Genomic DNA, 14,685 nt, shown 5'->3' on the forward strand with positions numbered 1-14,685 from the left:
GGCGGCGGGAGGCCCCGCCACCGGTACGCTCGGCCGCCGCGATCGGGCGCGCTACTTCAGGAAATCGGGCACGTCGAGGTCGTCGGGGTCGTCGAAGACAACCCGGCGCCGCGGCGTGGGCACGTTCTCGCCCGAACGCGGGAACGTGCCGTCGGTACCGGTGCCGCGCACCTCGCCGTAGTCGGGCTCGTCCACCGCGCGGATGCCGCGCCCCCGGCCGTCGTCCTCGGCCTCGAACTCGGACTCCTCGGTCTCCGGCTCGGGGTCGCGGCGCTCGGCGTGCTCGCGGGCGCGGACCTGCTCGGGCTCGCGGGGCTCCTGGGCGCGCGGGGGCTCGGGATCGGCGGGGGCCTCGGGCCGCGGCGGCTCATCGCGGACCGGTTCCCGCACGGGTTCGCGGGCCGCCTCGCGCGCCGGTGCGGGATCGGCGGGCGGCTGCGGGCGCTCCTCGGCGGCCGGGCGCACGGCCGGGCGCGGCTCGGCGGCCGGAGCCGCCGGCTGTTCGCGGACCGGTGGCTCCGGTGGCGGCGCGGCGGCTCTCTGCGGCGGCGAGGCCGACTCGTTGCGCGCCTCGTCGAAGCCGGCCGCTATAACGGTGACACGGACCTCGTCGCCCAGCGCGTCGTCGATGACCGCGCCGAAGATGATGTTCGCCTCGGGCGCGGCGGAGTTGGCCACCAGCTGGGCGGCCTCGTTGATCTCGAACAGCCCGAGGTCGGAGCCGCCCTGGATCGACAGCAGCACGCCGTGCGCGCCGTCGATGCTGGCTTCCAGCAGCGGCGACGATATCGCCATCTCGGCCGCCGCCACCGCGCGGTCGTCGCCGCGTGCCGAGCCGATGCCCATGAGTGCCGAGCCCGCCCCCTGCATCACCGACTTGACGTCGGCGAAGTCGAGGTTGATCAGACCCGGCGTGGTGATCAGGTCGGTGATGCCCTGAACACCGGAGAGCAGCACCTGGTCGGCCGCCTTGAACGCGTCGAGCACGCTGACCTGGCGGTCGGAGATGGAGAGCAGGCGGTCGTTGGGAATGACGATGAGCGTGTCGACCTCGTCGCGCAGCATGGCGATGCCGGCCTCGGCCTGGGTGGCGCGGCGCTTGCCCTCGAAGCCGAACGGGCGGGTGACCACACCGATGGTCAGGGCTCCGAGCGAGCGCGCGATGTCGGCGACGACCGGAGCCCCGCCGGTGCCGGTGCCGCCGCCCTCGCCCGCCGTGACGAAGACCATGTCGGCCCCCTTGAGGACCTCCTCGATCTCCTCGCGGTGGTCCTCGGCCGCCTTGCGCCCGACATCGGGGTTGGCGCCCGCGCCGAGCCCGCGGGTGAGTTCGCGTCCGACGTCGAGTTTGACGTCGGCATCGCTCATAAGCAGCGCCTGAGCGTCGGTGTTGATGGCGATGAACTCGACGCCCTTGAGTCCCTCTTCGATCATCCGGTTGACGGCGTTCACGCCACCGCCGCCGATTCCGACGACCTTGATGACCGCGAGGTAATTCTGCGGTGCTGCCACGACGAGGGGCCTTTCCGCTCGCTTCGGCCAATCGCGCCGTCCCGCCTCAGCGGAACCTGCCGTCCTGCGGCGGCGAACGGACCGATTGGCTGTCCGGTTCTACAGTCTTTCCACTGGGTCCCCTCTGACCGGCGCCGGGCCGGTCGGGTTCCCATACAGGGCTTCGGGCTCGCAGCCGGGCGGTTCCCCCTCCTCCGGGTGCTCCCGCCGTAACCGCCCTAAAGTCTCAGGTCCACACTTATGTCAACCAACGGTATTGCTTCCCGACAGTAAGCCGCTGCCTGCCTGCGGGCAACTAACCACGAGTTCAGCCTAACGGCGTGTCGCCCGGGGCGGCGATGTCCGCTCCCGGCGCGTCGCGTCTGGAATGTATGCCTGATCTGGGGCGATTCGCCGCACCGTCGGAGCTGCGCCGCTCCCCCGCCGTTCGGGCTCGTCCGGGGCCTCATTCGACGACGGCCATGTCCGGTGCGCTGACGTCGTAGTGCCGGTCCGGGCCCGGCGGGTGCTCGTTGAGCAGCACGGTCAGGATCGTGCTCTTGCGCTCGGCGCGCTCGGTGGTGCCCCAGGAGACGGTGGCGCCGCTCTCCAGGGTGAGTTCGATCGCCGCCCGGTCGGCCGCGTCGACGCTGTCGATGCGCCCGCCGACCGCCGCCGGCACCCGTGCGAGCACCGAGGCGGCGGCCGCCACGGCCGGGCTTCCCTCAGGCTCGCCGGAGACGCTGATCAGGGGGTAGTTGTCGGGCCGCTGGTCGGTGTCGGCGATGCGCACCCCGTCGCCGTCGATCAGCCGGAACCCGTCGCCGGCGCGCACGGCCAGAACCGGGGTCCGCTCGACGACCTCCACCCGCAGCGTGGCCGGCCAGCCGCGGCCGACCTCGGCCGACTCCACCAGCCGCAGCTCCTCTGCGCGGCGCCGGGCCGCGTCGGTGTCGACCCGCGCCAGCGGGGTCCCCGTCGCCACGTCGACGGCGGCCGCCACACGCTCGGGGTCGAGCCGGGAGGTGCCGCTGACCTCGACGTCGCGCACCACCAGCAGCCGGGACCCGAGCAGCACCCAGGTGACGACCGTCAGCACCGCGACGATCAGCAGCACGACGAAGGCGACCTTCCAGGGGTCCGAACGCCGGCGGCCGGTGGACCCGGCGGGCGTGCCGCGGCCTGCGGCGGTGCGCCCGATGGTCGCGCTCACCTGGTCTCGCCGCCTTTCAGCCCGAGGCGCGCGGGTGCGCGCCTAGTCGCCGACCTGCTCCAGCGCCGACAGCGCCTCGACGATCCTCGGCCCCAGCTCGGTGACGTCGCCCGCGCCCATGGTGAGCACGATGTCGCCGGACTGGGCGGCGGCCGCAGCACGGGCCACCGCCTCGGCGCGGTCGGGCTCGTAGGCGACCCCGCCGCGGGCGATCCCGCGGGTGATCAGCTCGGAGCTGACACCGGGCTCGGGGTCCTCCCGCGCGGCGTAGATCGACAGCACCACGACCTCGTCGGCCAGCGAAAGCGCCGCGGCGAACTCGTCGGCGAAGATCCGCGTGCGACTGTACAGGTGGGGTTGGAAGACCGCCACGACCCGGCCGGGCGGTGCGTCGCCGGCCCGGGTGTCCAGCGCGGCGCGGGCCGCGTGCAGGTCGGCCTCGATCTCGGTGGGGTGGTGGGCGTAGCTGTCGTAGACCGCGACGCCGCCGGCCTCGCCCTTGAGCTCGAAGCGCCGGGCGGCGCCGGTGAAGCCGGCCAGCCCGGCGACGGCCACCCCGGGGTCGTGGCCCAGCACGGCGGCGGCCGCGACGGCGGCGGCGGCGTTGAGCACGTTGTGCCGGCCGGGCACCGCCAGCTCGGCGCGCAGCGGCTCGCCGCCGAAGGCGCTCAGCGTGAAGGCGGTGCGGAAGCCGTCGGCCGAGACGCCGGCCACCCGGTAGTCGCAGTCGGGCGACTCGCCGTAGGTGACCACCCGCTTGCCCAGGCCGCGGGCGATCTCGGCGACGCGGCGGGCGCCGGGGTCGTCGGCGCCCACGACCAGGGTGTCGCCGACACGCCCGGCGAAGGCCGCGAAGTTGGCGTGGATCTCGTCCAGGCCGCCGTAGTTGTCGAGGTGGTCGGCCTCGACGTTGGTGACCACGGCGATCTCGGGCGAGAGCATCAGAAACGAGCCGTCGCTCTCGTCGGCCTCGGCGACCAGGGTCACCCCGGCGCCGGCGTCGGCGCCGGTCCCGGTGTTCACCAGCGCGCCGCCGATGACGTAGCCCGGGTCGGCGCCGGCGTGCTGCAGGACGACCGTGAGCATCGAGGTGGTGGTGGTCTTGCCGTGGGTGCCGGCCACGGCCACGCCGCGCCGGCCCAGCAGCAGCGACCCCAGCGCGGCCGCGCGCGGGACGACCCGCAGGCCGCGGCCACGCGCCTCGGCGAGCTCGGGGTTGTCCTCGCGCACGGCGGAGGAGACCACGACGGTGTCAGCGGTTCCGACGTGGGCGGCGTCGTGCCCGACGTGCGTGGTCGCGCCGAGGGCCGCCAGCTCGTGCAGCAGCGGGCCGTCCTTGGCGTCGCTGCCGGTCACCTCGGTGCCCAGCTGCAGCAGCACCCGGGCGATCCCCGACATGCCGACGCCGCCGATGCCGATGAAGTGGACCCGGCCCAGCTTGTCCACAGGGACCGGGTCTGCGGGCGGTACCAGGCTCACCGCGTGTCCTTCCCGTCGTCGGCGAACGACTCGTCGACGATGATCTCGGATTCGTCGACCTCGGGCTCGGGGTCGCCGCGCTCACCGCGGGCGATCGCCAGGACCTCGCGGGCGAGCTCCATGTCGGCGTCGCGGCGGCCCATGCGCGAGGCGGCCTCCGACATCGCCACCACCCGGTCGGTGTCGGTGAGCAGCGGGATGAGGTTGTCGGCGATCCAGCCGGGACCCAGGTCGCCGTTCTCCACGAGCAGCCCGCCGCCGGCCTCGACGATGGGCTCGGCGTTGAGGCGCTGTTCGCCGTTGCCGATGGGCAGCGGGACGAACGCGCCCGGCAGGCCCACCGCGGTCAGCTCGGCGCAGGTCAGCGCACCCGAGCGGCACATCGCGACGTCGGCGGCGGCGTAGGCGAGGTCCATCCGGTCGACATAGGGCACGACCACGTAGGGCACGCTGTCGCGGGTGCGGTCCTCGGGCTCGTCGGCGTTGTTGGGGCCCACGACGTGCAGCACCTGCACACCGGCCGCGGTGAAGCGGTCTGCGGCGGCGAAGGCGGCCTCGTTGACCGACTGGGCGCCCTGGGACCCGCCGAAGATCAGCAGGGTGGGCAGCTCCGGGCGCAGCCCGAAGTGCGCCCGGGCCTTGTCGCCCATGGCCAGCCGGTCCAGCGAGGAGACCTGCTCGCGCAGCGGGATTCCGATGTAGCGGCCGTTGCGGATGTCGCTGTGCGGGTGTCCGGTGTAGACGTGGCTGGTCAGCCGGGCGCCGAGGCGGTTGGCCAGGCCCGGCAGGGGGTTGGCCTCGTGGATGACGACGGGGATGCGGCGCCGGCGGGCGGCGAGGTAGCCGGGGGTGGCGACATAGCCGCCGAAGCCCACCAGCACGTCGGCCTCGAGCCGGGCGAGGTGGTTGCCGGCGGCGCCGATGGCGCTGGCGAGCTTGCCGGGGACGGAGAAGAGCTTGGGGGTGACCCGGCGCGGCAGGGGGACGGCCGGAATGGTGCCCAGTTCGTAGCCCCGCATGGGGACGAGGCGGGTCTCGAGTCCTCGTTCGGTGCCCAGACACATGATCCGGGTCTGCGGGTCGATGCGCATGAGCGCATCGGCCAGGGAGAGCGCGGGCTCGATATGCCCGGCCGTGCCGCCTCCGGCGAGGGCTACCCTCATCGTCGCCGATTCCTCCTCGCTTGCACCTGCGTCGAGCGCGATCGGTTGTCGGCCCGGCCCGCGGCGGGGCGCTTCGGGGCGGCGCCCATCGCCGTGAAGTCCAGGCCCAGCCAGCTTAGAGCCCTTTGCACCCGGCTGGGACCGCGCGCCGCCAGCGCCGCCCGCGCGTCCGGTTCGGACTTGGCCAGCGCCAGCAGGATGCCCAGCGCGATCATCGTGGGGATGAGCGCGGACCCGCCGGCCGAGACCAGCGGCAGCGGGATTCCCGTGATCGGCATGACGCCGATGACCGTGCCGATGTTCACCATCGCCTGGATGGTGATCCAGGCGGTGATCGCGGTGGCGGCCAGCCGGGTGAAGGGGTCGCCGGCGCGTGCTGCCACGCGCAGACCAGCGTAGCCCAGAACGCCGAACAGGCCGACGACGACGAGGGTGCCGATCAGGCCCATCTCCTCGCCGATGATCGCGAAGATGAAGTCGCTCTCGGGGTGGGGCAGAAACCCCCACTTCTCGCGGCTCTGGCCGATGCCCACGCCGAAGACGCCGCCGGTGCCCAGGGCGTAGAGCCCGTGCAGGAGCTGGAAGCCGGCGTCGGTGGGGTCGCTCTGCGGGTTCAGGAAGGAGGTGACCCGCGCGAGGCGGAAGGGCTGGACGGCGACCATGATCGAGACCAGCGAGACCACCATCCCGATCATCGCCAGGAACAGCCTGCCGGGCGCGCCCACCACCCACAGCAGCGCCAGGAAGGTCGCCAGCAGCACGAACGAGGTGCCCAGGTCGGTGCCGACGAGCACGAGCACGACCAGGGTCCCGCAGCCGGGAAGCAGCGGCATCAGCAGCTGGCGCCAGTCGCCCAGCTGCTTGAGCTCCTCCTTGCGGGCGAGCACGTTGGCCCCCCACAGCGCGAAGGCGAGCTTGGCCGGCTCCGAGGCCTGGATGGTCAGCCCGCCGATCTCCAGCCAGCGCACCGCGCCGCTGCCGTAGGCGTCGCCGCGGAAGGCGGTGATCAGCAGCAGCGCCATCGACACCAGCAGCGCCGGGTAGCCCACGATCCGGAACAGGCCCACAGGCAGGTGCGAGGCCAGCACCAGCAGCGGCAGGCCGGCGGCGGCGGCCATGGCCTGCTTCTGGAACAGCGAGAAGGCCGACCCGGTCTCGGTGTAGGAGTCGACCATGGAGGACGACAGCACCATGGTCAGGCCCAGGGCCGTCAGCATCGCGGTCGTACCGGCCAGCAAGTAGTAGGAGGTCAGCGGGCGGTCGAGGATCGAGGGCAGGTCGCGCAGCCACGCGCGCACACCGCCCCCGACCTGCCGCGGGCCGCGCTCGGCCCGCTTGGCCGAGGGGACCGATGTCGATACCGCCATTGGCGACCTCCGCCCGACGCAGTTCTCCCAGCGTCGACCAAGTCTGGCGGTCCAGCGGCCCGAAGCCCCGGACATAACCCGCGTGTCGGGCGCTTCGCCGCCGATCAGCGCCCCCGCGCGCGGCGGCCCCGGGCGGGCCGCGCCGGCGGGCGCCGTGCGGCGGGCCGGCGGCGCGGGGAACGGGTCAGGCGCGTGCGGCCACGGCCTCCGCGAAGCGGCGGCCGCGCTCCTTGTAGTCGGTGAACATGTCCATCGACGCGGCGGCGGGGGCGAGCAGGACCGTGTCGCCGGGGCGGGCCAGGCCGGCCGCGGCCCGCACGACCTGCTCCATGGCGTCCTCGCCTGCGGCGGCCTCGACCTCGACGACCGCGGCATCGGGGGCGTGGCGGGCCAGGGCCGCGCGCAGCCGGTCGCGGTCGCGGCCGAGCAGCACCGCGGCGCGCAGCCGCGGCGCCGCCTCGCGCACCAGGTCCTCGACCTCGGCGCCCTTGAGCAGCCCGCCGGCCACCCACACCACCGACGCGAACGAGGCGAGGGCGGCGGCGGCCGCGTGCGGGTTGGTGGCCTTGGAGTCGTCGACGTAGTCCACGCCGGCCACCGAGCCCAGGGGGGCCATGCGGTGCGGCTCCGGCGCGAACGCGGCCAGCCCCGCGCGCACGGACTCCGGCGCCGCGCCCACCGATCGGGCGAGCGCGGCCGCGGCGAGGGCGTTGGCGACGTTGTGCGGCGCCGCGGGCACCACGTCGGCCAGCGAGGCGAGTTCCTCGGCGCCCCCCTGGGGATCGGCCGCGAAGGCGCGGTCGACCAGCAGGTCCTCGACGACGCCGATCTGCCCGGCGCGCGGCGTGCCCAGGGTGAAGCCGTACAGCGGGGCGGCGGGGTCGCCGCAGGTTCGGGCCAGGTGCGTCGACCACGCGTCGTCGGCGTTGGCCACCCGCAGGGTCCCCGGCGCGTAGATGCGGCCCTTGGCGGCGGCGTAGGCCTCCAGGCCGCCGTGCCAGTCGAGGTGGTCGGGCGCCACGTTGAGCACCGCGGCCGCGTGCGGGGCCAGCGTCGCCGACCAGTGCAGCTGGAAGCTGGACAGCTCGACCGCCAGCAGATCGGGGGCGGGGCGGGGGCCGCCGGGCAGCGCCGCCGCCATGATCGGCGTGCCGACGTTGCCCACGGCCAGGGCGTCGCGTCCGTCGGCGCGCAGCATGGCCTCCAGCATGCGCACCGTGGTGGTCTTGCCGTTGGTGCCGGTGATCGCCAGCCACCGCTGCCCCGCCGGGCGCAGCCGCCAGGCCAGCTCCACGTCGCCCGCGATCTCGACGCCGGCGGCGCCGGCCTGCGCCAGCAGGGGCGCGTCGGGGCGCCAGCCGGGCGAGGTGACCACCAGGTCGGTCTCTGCGGGCAGGGTGTGCTCGCCCAGCAGCACCCGGGCGCCCTCGGCGCGCAGCTCCCGGGCCAGGTCCAGGGTCGCGTCGTCCTCGCGGGCGTCGACGACGCTCACCCGGGCGCCGCGGGCCAGCAGCGCGCGGACCACCGGGGGTCCCGAGACCCCCAGCCCGGCCACGCACACCGCCCGCTCCCGCAGGGCGGCGGCGAAGCCGGGGTCGGCCGGGGCGTCCGTGCGCGAGGGGCCGCCGGCGGGGGTCATCGGGGCATCCATTCCAGGTAGAACAGGCCGATTCCCACACCCACCAGCAGCCCCTGAATGATCCAGAAGCGGATGACGATCGTGGTCTCGGCCCAGCCCTTGAGCTCGAAGTGGTGCTGCAGCGGCGCCATCCGGAAGATGCGTTTTCCGGTCAGGCGGAAGGAGCTGATCTGCACCATCACCGACATGGTGACCAGCACGAACAGGCCGCCGATGACCAGCAGCAGCAGCTGGGTGCGGGTGGTGATGGCCAGGCCAACGATCAGCCCGCCCAGCGCCAGCGACCCGGTGTCGCCCATGAAGATCTTGGCCGGGGGTGCGTTGTACCAGAGGAAGCCGATGCAGCCTCCCAGGCAGGCCGCGGCCACCACCGCCAGGTCCAGCGGGTCGCGCACCGGGTAGCAGCTGGGCGCCAGGTAGGCCACGCAGCTCTGGCGGAGCTGCCAGTTGCCGATGATCACGTAGGCGACCAGGGACAGGATCATCGCGCCGGTGGCCAGGCCGTCCAGCCCGTCGGTGAGGTTGACGGCGTTGGAGAAGCCCACGATGAGGAACAGCGCCCAGGCCACGAACACGACCAGCAGCAGCGGCGGACCGAAGTCGCGCAGGAACGACAGCTGCGGGGAGGCCGGCGTGTAGCCGTAGCCGTTGGGGAACTGGGTGACGCCGACGGCGAACCCGACGCCGACCACCGTCTGGCCCAGCATCTTGGCGCCGCTGCGCAGGCCGAGGCTGCGGCGCTTGTAGATCTTGATGAAGTCGTCGAGAAAGCCGACGGCCCCCATGCCCACGAACAGGAACATCACCAGCAGCCCGGAGACGGTGGGCCGCGTCATCAGCACCAGGTGCGAGGCGAAGTAGCCGATGATGGCGCCGACGATGATGACGATGCCGCCCATCGTGGGCGTGCCCTGCTTGGTCTTGTGCCCCTCGGGCCCGTCGTCGCGGACCTCCTGGCCGAACTTGAACCGGAACAGGACCCGGATGACCAGCGGCATGATCAGCAGGGAGACGAGCAGTGACAGGCCCGCCGCGACAAGAATGCCGGTCACTTGGCGGCCTCCCCGGACGTCCCGCCGGCCTGTGCGGCGGGCGCGTCGCCCTCCGCCAGCTGCTCGGCGACCTTCTCCAGCCCTGCCACGCGCGATCCCTTCACCATGACGACGTCCTCCTGCCGCAACCGCGCGCGCAGGGCCGCGACGGCCTCGCCGGCGTCGCGGACCCGCACCACCTCTCCGTCCCACCCGGGCTCGGCGGCGGCGCCCTCGGCCATGGGTGCGGCGTCGTCGCCGACGACCACGAGGGTGCGCACGCCGCTGCGGGCGGCCAGGGCCCCGGCGCCGCGGTGCTCGGCGTCGGACTTCTCGCCCAGCTCAGCCATGACGCCCAGCACGGCGTGCGTGCGGCGCCCGCCGTTCCCGCCGAACGCCTCCAGGGTGCTCAGCGCGGCGGCGACGGACTCGGGGTTGGCGTTGTAGGCGTCGTTGACGACGGTGACGCCGCGGGGCGTTTCCGTGACCTCCATGCGCCACCGGCTCACGGGCCCGGCCTGCGACAGGGCGGCGGCGATACCGGCGGGCTCCATGCCCGCCTCGGCCGCAACGGCCGCCACGGCCAGCGCGTTGTGCACCTGGTGGGCACCGATCAGCGCGAGGCGGACCGGGGCCGAGCGCCCGCCGACGTGCAGGGTGAAGCCCGCGCGTCCGGCGGCGTCGAGCTCGACGCCTTCGGCGCGCACGTGGGCGCCGGGCGCCAGGCCGTAGGAGACGACGCGGGCGGCGGTGCGCTCGGCCATGGCGATCACGGCGTCGTCGTCGGCGTTGAGCACCGCGACACCGCCGTCGGCGGCCGAAGGCAGCGCCTCGACCAGCTCGCCCTTCGCGCGGGCGATGGCCTCGCGGCTGCCGAACTCGCCGACGTGGGCGCTGCCGACGTTGAGGACCACGCCGATGCGCGGCGGCGCGATGGCGCACAGGTGGGCGATGTGGCCCATGCCGCGGGCGGCGACCTCCAGCACGACGAAGCGGGTGTCGGCGTCGGCGCGCAGCACGGTCAGCGGATGGCCGATCTCGTTGTTGTAGGAGCCCGCCGGCGCGACGGTGGGTCCGAGACCGCCCAGGACCTGAGCCATCAGGTCCTTGGTGGTGGTCTTGCCGGAGGAGCCGGTTATCCCGACGATGTCCGCTCCGGTCAGCTCGCCGGCCACGGCCCTGGCCAGACGGCCCAGGGCCGCAATCACCCCCTCGTCGCCTCCGTCGGTGAGCAACTGCGGCGCCGCGACCGGCCGGGATCCCAGGACCGCCGCGGCACCCGCGGCGACAGCAGACCGGGCGAAGTCGTGCCCGTCGACCTGTTCGCCGCCGAGGGCGACGAAGAGCGAACCTGGTTCGGCACGCCGGGAGTCGATGACGACGGGCCCGAACACGACGTCCGAGGGACGCGCCGGTCCGCTTATTCGGGATTGGGTGATCTCAGCGATCCGATCGAGCGTCAGCGCGATCAAATCCACTCCTCATGTCTGGCCCGGCCCATTTGCGCCGGAAGGCGCCTCGAACAGGGCGACGGCGCGGTTACAGGGGATGGCGCGATCCGTCGACCCTGGGGCGGCGAGGATACGCCGCGGGCCGGGCTGCGATTGCCGGACCTACCTTAGAACATTTGATTGCCCGCGTTGTGCGCAGACCGGAGTAGCCCGGCCCGCCGAGGCCCCGTGTCCGCGGGGTCCCCGGCGCGGCCGCCGCGGCGCCCGTGGTCGGGCGTGCCGCGGGGCCGGCGCCCCGCCGGTTGCGGCGGGGATCCGGCTCCAGGCGCACGGCCTGCCTGCGCCCGCGTGTGCTCGCTCGTCCGTGCGTGGTGGCGCCCCCTCGGCTCAGTAGGCGCCGCGCCGCCGCAGTGCGGCCAGCAGCACGTCGCGGTCGTCGAAGGGCAGGACCTCGCCGGCGACGTACTGGCCGGTCTCATGGCCTTTCCCGGCCACCACCACGACGTCTCCGGGGCCGGCCCGGCGCACCGCCAGGTCGATGGCCTCGGCGCGGTCGGGCTCGACGGTGACGCGGGCGCGCTGGTCCCGGGGCACCTTGGCGACCCCGTCGAGCATGGCCGAGACGATCGCGACCGGGTCCTCGGTCCGCGGGTTGTCGTCGGTGATGACCAGCGCGTCGGCGAGGCGGGCGGCGGCCTCTCCCATCAGCGGGCGCTTGGCGCGGTCGCGGTCGCCGCCGCAGCCCACGACCATGGTCACCCGCCCTTCGGCGACGCCGCGCAGTGCGGTCAGCACCGCCTCGATCGCGCCCGGCTTGTGCGAGTAGTCCACGACGGCGGTGAAGTCCTGGCCGGCGTCGACGCGCTCCATGCGTCCCGGTACGCCGGGGGCGTCGGCCACACCCTCGATGGCGGTGTCCAGCGGGACACCGGCCTCGACCAGTCCCACGACCGCGGCCAGGGCGTTGGAGACGTTGAAGGCGCCGGGCAGCGCAACCGAGGCGTCGGCCCGCATGCCGCCGGGGCCGGCGACGCGGAAGGTGCTGCCGAGGGAGCCCAGGGCGACGTCCTCGGCGCGCCAGTCGGCGTCGGGGTCGCCCTCGGTGGAGAAGGTGGTCACCGGCACGTCGCCGCGCACCCGGACCTGGTCGATGAGCACCCGGCCGAAGCGGTCGTCGCTGTTGACCACGGCGATGCGGCAGTGCTCGGGGGTGAACAGCCGCGCCTTGGCGTCGAAGTAGTCGCGCAGGTCGCTGTGGAAGTCCAGGTGGTCCTGGGAGAGGTTGGTGAAGACGGCGACGTCGTAGCGGGCCCCGCCGACCCGGCCCAGGGCCAGCGCGTGGCTGGAGACCTCCATGGCCGCGGCCGCGACGCCCTCCTCGCGCATGCGCGCGAAGAGGCCGTGCAGGTCGGTGGCTTCGGGTGTGGTCAGCGACGAGGCGACGCGGCGGTCGCCGACGCGCATCTCCACCGTGCCGATCAGCCCCGTGGTCATGCCGGCGGTGCGCAGCCCGGACTCCACCAGGTAGGTGACCGTGGTCTTGCCGCTGGTGCCGGTCGTGCCGATGAGCAGCAGGTCGTCTCCGGGCGCGCCGTAGACCCACGAGGCGACGCGGCCCAGCTCGGCGCGGGGGTCGGCGACCGTGACGACGGGCAGCCGGGTGGCGGCGGCGCGGTCGTAGCCGGCGGGGTCGGTCAGCACCGCCGCGGCGCCCGACTGCGCGGCCTGGGCGGCGAAGTCGGCGCCGTGGGCGCGGCTGCCGGGCAGGGCGGCATAGATGTCGCCGGGGCGCACGGCCCGCGAGTCGTGCGTGATGCCGCTGATCGCGGTGGCGCCGGGGTCGTCGTCCGACCCGTGCGGGCCGGCCGGGTCCTCGGCTTCGGAGGGCTCGACGCACGTGACGAACGCCTCGCTGCCCAGCAGCCGGGCGAGCTCGGACAGCGGGCGGGGCTGGGTCTGGTCGGGTCGCATTACCGGTGGCACGTCGAGAGGTTATCGGCTGTGGGCGCCGACGGGTAAATCCGTGTTCTCGGCGGACGCGGCGGCGCGCCGGGCGGCGCGCTCACCCGCCGCCGAAAAGCCGGATGTTGGGCGGTTCGGTGCCCGTGGGCGGGATCTTCTCCGACTTCAGCGCAAAGGACATGATGTCGGTGAACACCGGCGCGGCGGCCTCGCCGCCGTAGTACTGGTTCTTGGGGTTGTGCAGGACCACCTGCACGACCAGCTCGGGGTCGTCGGCGGGGGCGAAGCCCACGAACATCGCGGTGTGCCCCCCGTTGTAGGTGCCGGTCTCGGGGTCGACCCGGTTGGCGGTGCCGGTCTTGCCGGCGACCCGGTAGTTGGGGATCTGCGCGGACTCGGCGGTGCCGTGCTCGCCGGTGACCGCCTCCAGCATCCGCGAGAGCTCGTGGGCGGTGTCCTTGCTGATGACCCGTTTGCCGGGCGCGTCCTCGGCGGCGTTGAGCCCGCCGTCCTCGCCGACGGTCCCGGCCACCAGGGTGGGCTCCACGCGCACGCCGTCGTTGGCGATGGTGGCGTAGACGCTGGCCATCTGTGCGGCGTTGACCGACAGCCCCTGCCCGAAGGAGATGGAGGGAAGCTGGGTGCCCCACCAGTCGTCGGGGTGGGCGAGGATTCCGGCGTTCTCGCCGGGCAGGTCCAGCCCGGTGGGCGAGCCGAAGCCGAAGTCGCGCAGGTAGTCGTAGAGGCGCTGGGCCCCCAGCTGCTGCCCGACCTTGATCGTGCCGACGTTGCTGGACTGGGCCAGGATGCCGTTCAGGGTGAGCTGCTGGGTCTTGTGGAAGTGGTCGTCGGAGAACGTGCGGTCGTGGATCTGCACCGAGTAGGGGACCGTGTAGACGCTCTCCGGTGTGGTCAGGCCCTCCTCCAGAGCGCCGGCCAGCGTGATGACCTTGTTGGTGCTGCCGGGTTCGAAGGCCTCGGCCACGGCGCCGTTGAGCCGGTCCCCGGGCTCGGAGTCGGCGTACTCGGACTGGTCGTAGGTGGGGTAGTCGGCCATGGCCAGCACCTCGCCGTTGGGGCGCATGACGATGGCGCTGCCGCCCTCGGCGTCGAGCTCCTCGGCGCGTTCGGCCAGGGCCTGGCCGGCGTGCCACTGGATGTCGCGGTCGAGGGTGAGCCGCACGTCCTTGCCGGGCTCGGGCTCCTGGGAGAGGCCGCCGGCCATGGGGATCTGCACGCCTGAGGCGCCGGTCTCGACCTGCTGCTTGCCGGGCTTGCCGGCCAGCGTGTCGTCCATCACCGCTTCGAGGCCTTCGAGGCCGTGGCCGTCGGCCCCGGTGAAGCCGACGAGGTCGGCGGCGCCGGTCTCGTCGGGGTAGACGCGCTTGTAGTCGGTCAGGGCGCCGATGCCGCTGAGGCCGAGCGCCTCGATGTCGTCCCACTTGGCGGGGGCGACCTTCTCGGCCACGACCTGGTATCGGCTGGGCTCGGCGTCGACCTTCTCGGCGACCTCGGCGCGGTCCAGGCCGAGCCGCTCGGTGAGCTCGTCGATCACCTTGCCGCGCTCGGCGTCGCGCACGGCCACGGGATCGACGAAGACGGTTCGCGCCTCGACCGAGATAGCGAGCGGGTTGCCGGAGGAGTCGGTGATGTCGCCGCGCGTGGTGGGGATGTCGATGGTGGTCAGGCGCATGTCCTCGGCCGCCGCGGCGTACTGGGAGGCGTCGATCGCCTGGATCTGGATCAGGCGGCCCGCGAAGACCATCAGCACCACCGTCATGAGGATGCCGGCGATGTGGAGGCGGCGCCGGGGGTTGCCGCGCTTGAAGGGGCGGCGCTGCGGCGGTCTGGGCCCCCCGCCGCCGGGGCGGCGGGGCGGCGGCCCCGAG

The 14,685-nt window shown here is 73.9% G+C and carries 10 protein-coding genes; all 10 read right to left on the reverse strand.

Annotation, left to right across the window (positions count from 1 at the left end):
- Positions 1 to 51 precede the first annotated feature (51 nt).
- Positions 52 to 1,512, reverse strand: a complete 1,461-nt coding sequence (gene ftsZ, locus ABD284_RS20395) for a cell division protein FtsZ (RefSeq protein ID WP_344145935.1) — start codon at positions 1,510 to 1,512, stop codon at positions 52 to 54.
- A gap of 445 nt (positions 1,513 to 1,957) precedes the next feature.
- Positions 1,958 to 2,704, reverse strand: a complete 747-nt coding sequence (locus ABD284_RS20400; RefSeq protein WP_344145938.1) for a cell division protein FtsQ/DivIB — start codon at positions 2,702 to 2,704, stop codon at positions 1,958 to 1,960.
- Between the two features lie 42 nt (positions 2,705 to 2,746).
- Positions 2,747 to 4,183 carry a UDP-N-acetylmuramate--L-alanine ligase gene (gene murC / locus ABD284_RS20405; RefSeq protein ID WP_344145941.1) on the reverse strand — a complete coding sequence of 479 codons (1,437 nt, stop codon included), beginning with the start codon at positions 4,181 to 4,183 and terminating at the stop codon, positions 2,747 to 2,749.
- Complete coding sequence (gene murG / locus ABD284_RS20410; protein WP_344145944.1) at positions 4,180 to 5,346, reverse strand: undecaprenyldiphospho-muramoylpentapeptide beta-N-acetylglucosaminyltransferase; 1,167 nt, start codon at positions 5,344 to 5,346, stop codon at positions 4,180 to 4,182. The genes murC and murG overlap by 4 nt, the downstream gene beginning before the upstream one ends.
- Positions 5,343 to 6,713, reverse strand: a complete 1,371-nt coding sequence (ftsW, locus tag ABD284_RS20415) for a putative lipid II flippase FtsW (protein WP_344145947.1) — start codon at positions 6,711 to 6,713, stop codon at positions 5,343 to 5,345. Before ftsW ends, murG begins: the two co-directional genes overlap by 4 nt.
- A gap of 184 nt (positions 6,714 to 6,897) precedes the next feature.
- Positions 6,898 to 8,352: a UDP-N-acetylmuramoyl-L-alanine--D-glutamate ligase gene (gene murD / locus ABD284_RS20420; protein ID WP_344145950.1), complete on the reverse strand. Its 1,455-nt coding sequence runs from the start codon at positions 8,350 to 8,352 to the stop codon at positions 6,898 to 6,900.
- The gene (gene mraY, locus ABD284_RS20425) at positions 8,349 to 9,404 is read right to left on the reverse strand and encodes a phospho-N-acetylmuramoyl-pentapeptide-transferase (protein WP_344145953.1); all 1,056 of its coding nucleotides are present in this window, start codon (positions 9,402 to 9,404) and stop codon (positions 8,349 to 8,351) included. Before mraY ends, murD begins: the two co-directional genes overlap by 4 nt.
- On the reverse strand, positions 9,401 to 10,855 hold the full coding sequence (locus ABD284_RS20430) for a UDP-N-acetylmuramoyl-tripeptide--D-alanyl-D-alanine ligase (protein WP_344145956.1): 1,455 nt from the start codon (positions 10,853 to 10,855) through the stop codon (positions 9,401 to 9,403). Before ABD284_RS20430 ends, mraY begins: the two co-directional genes overlap by 4 nt.
- Positions 10,856 to 11,221: 366 nt before the next feature.
- Entirely contained in the window at positions 11,222 to 12,805 is a 1,584-nt protein-coding gene (locus ABD284_RS20435; RefSeq protein WP_344146001.1) for a UDP-N-acetylmuramoyl-L-alanyl-D-glutamate--2,6-diaminopimelate ligase, read from the reverse strand.
- A 91-nt stretch (positions 12,806 to 12,896) separates the two neighbouring features.
- On the reverse strand, positions 12,897 to 14,685 hold a 1,789-nt coding region (locus ABD284_RS20440; RefSeq protein WP_425573290.1), incomplete at its 5' end, for a peptidoglycan D,D-transpeptidase FtsI family protein.

Source organism: Streptomonospora arabica (assembly GCF_039531585.1).
Lineage (GTDB): Bacteria > Actinomycetota > Actinomycetes > Streptosporangiales > Streptosporangiaceae > Streptomonospora > Streptomonospora halophila.

Coding starts and splice junctions, on each gene's coding strand:
- murG (WP_344145944.1), bottom strand. CDS start 5,346: ATGAGGGTAGCCCTCGCCGGAGGCGGCACGGCCGGGCATATCGAGCCC.
- ABD284_RS20435 (WP_344146001.1), bottom strand. CDS start 12,805: ATGCGACCCGACCAGACCCAGCCCCGCCCGCTGTCCGAGCTCGCCCGG.
- murD (WP_344145950.1), bottom strand. CDS start 8,352: ATGACCCCCGCCGGCGGCCCCTCGCGCACGGACGCCCCGGCCGACCCC.
- ftsW (WP_344145947.1), bottom strand. CDS start 6,713: ATGGCGGTATCGACATCGGTCCCCTCGGCCAAGCGGGCCGAGCGCGGC.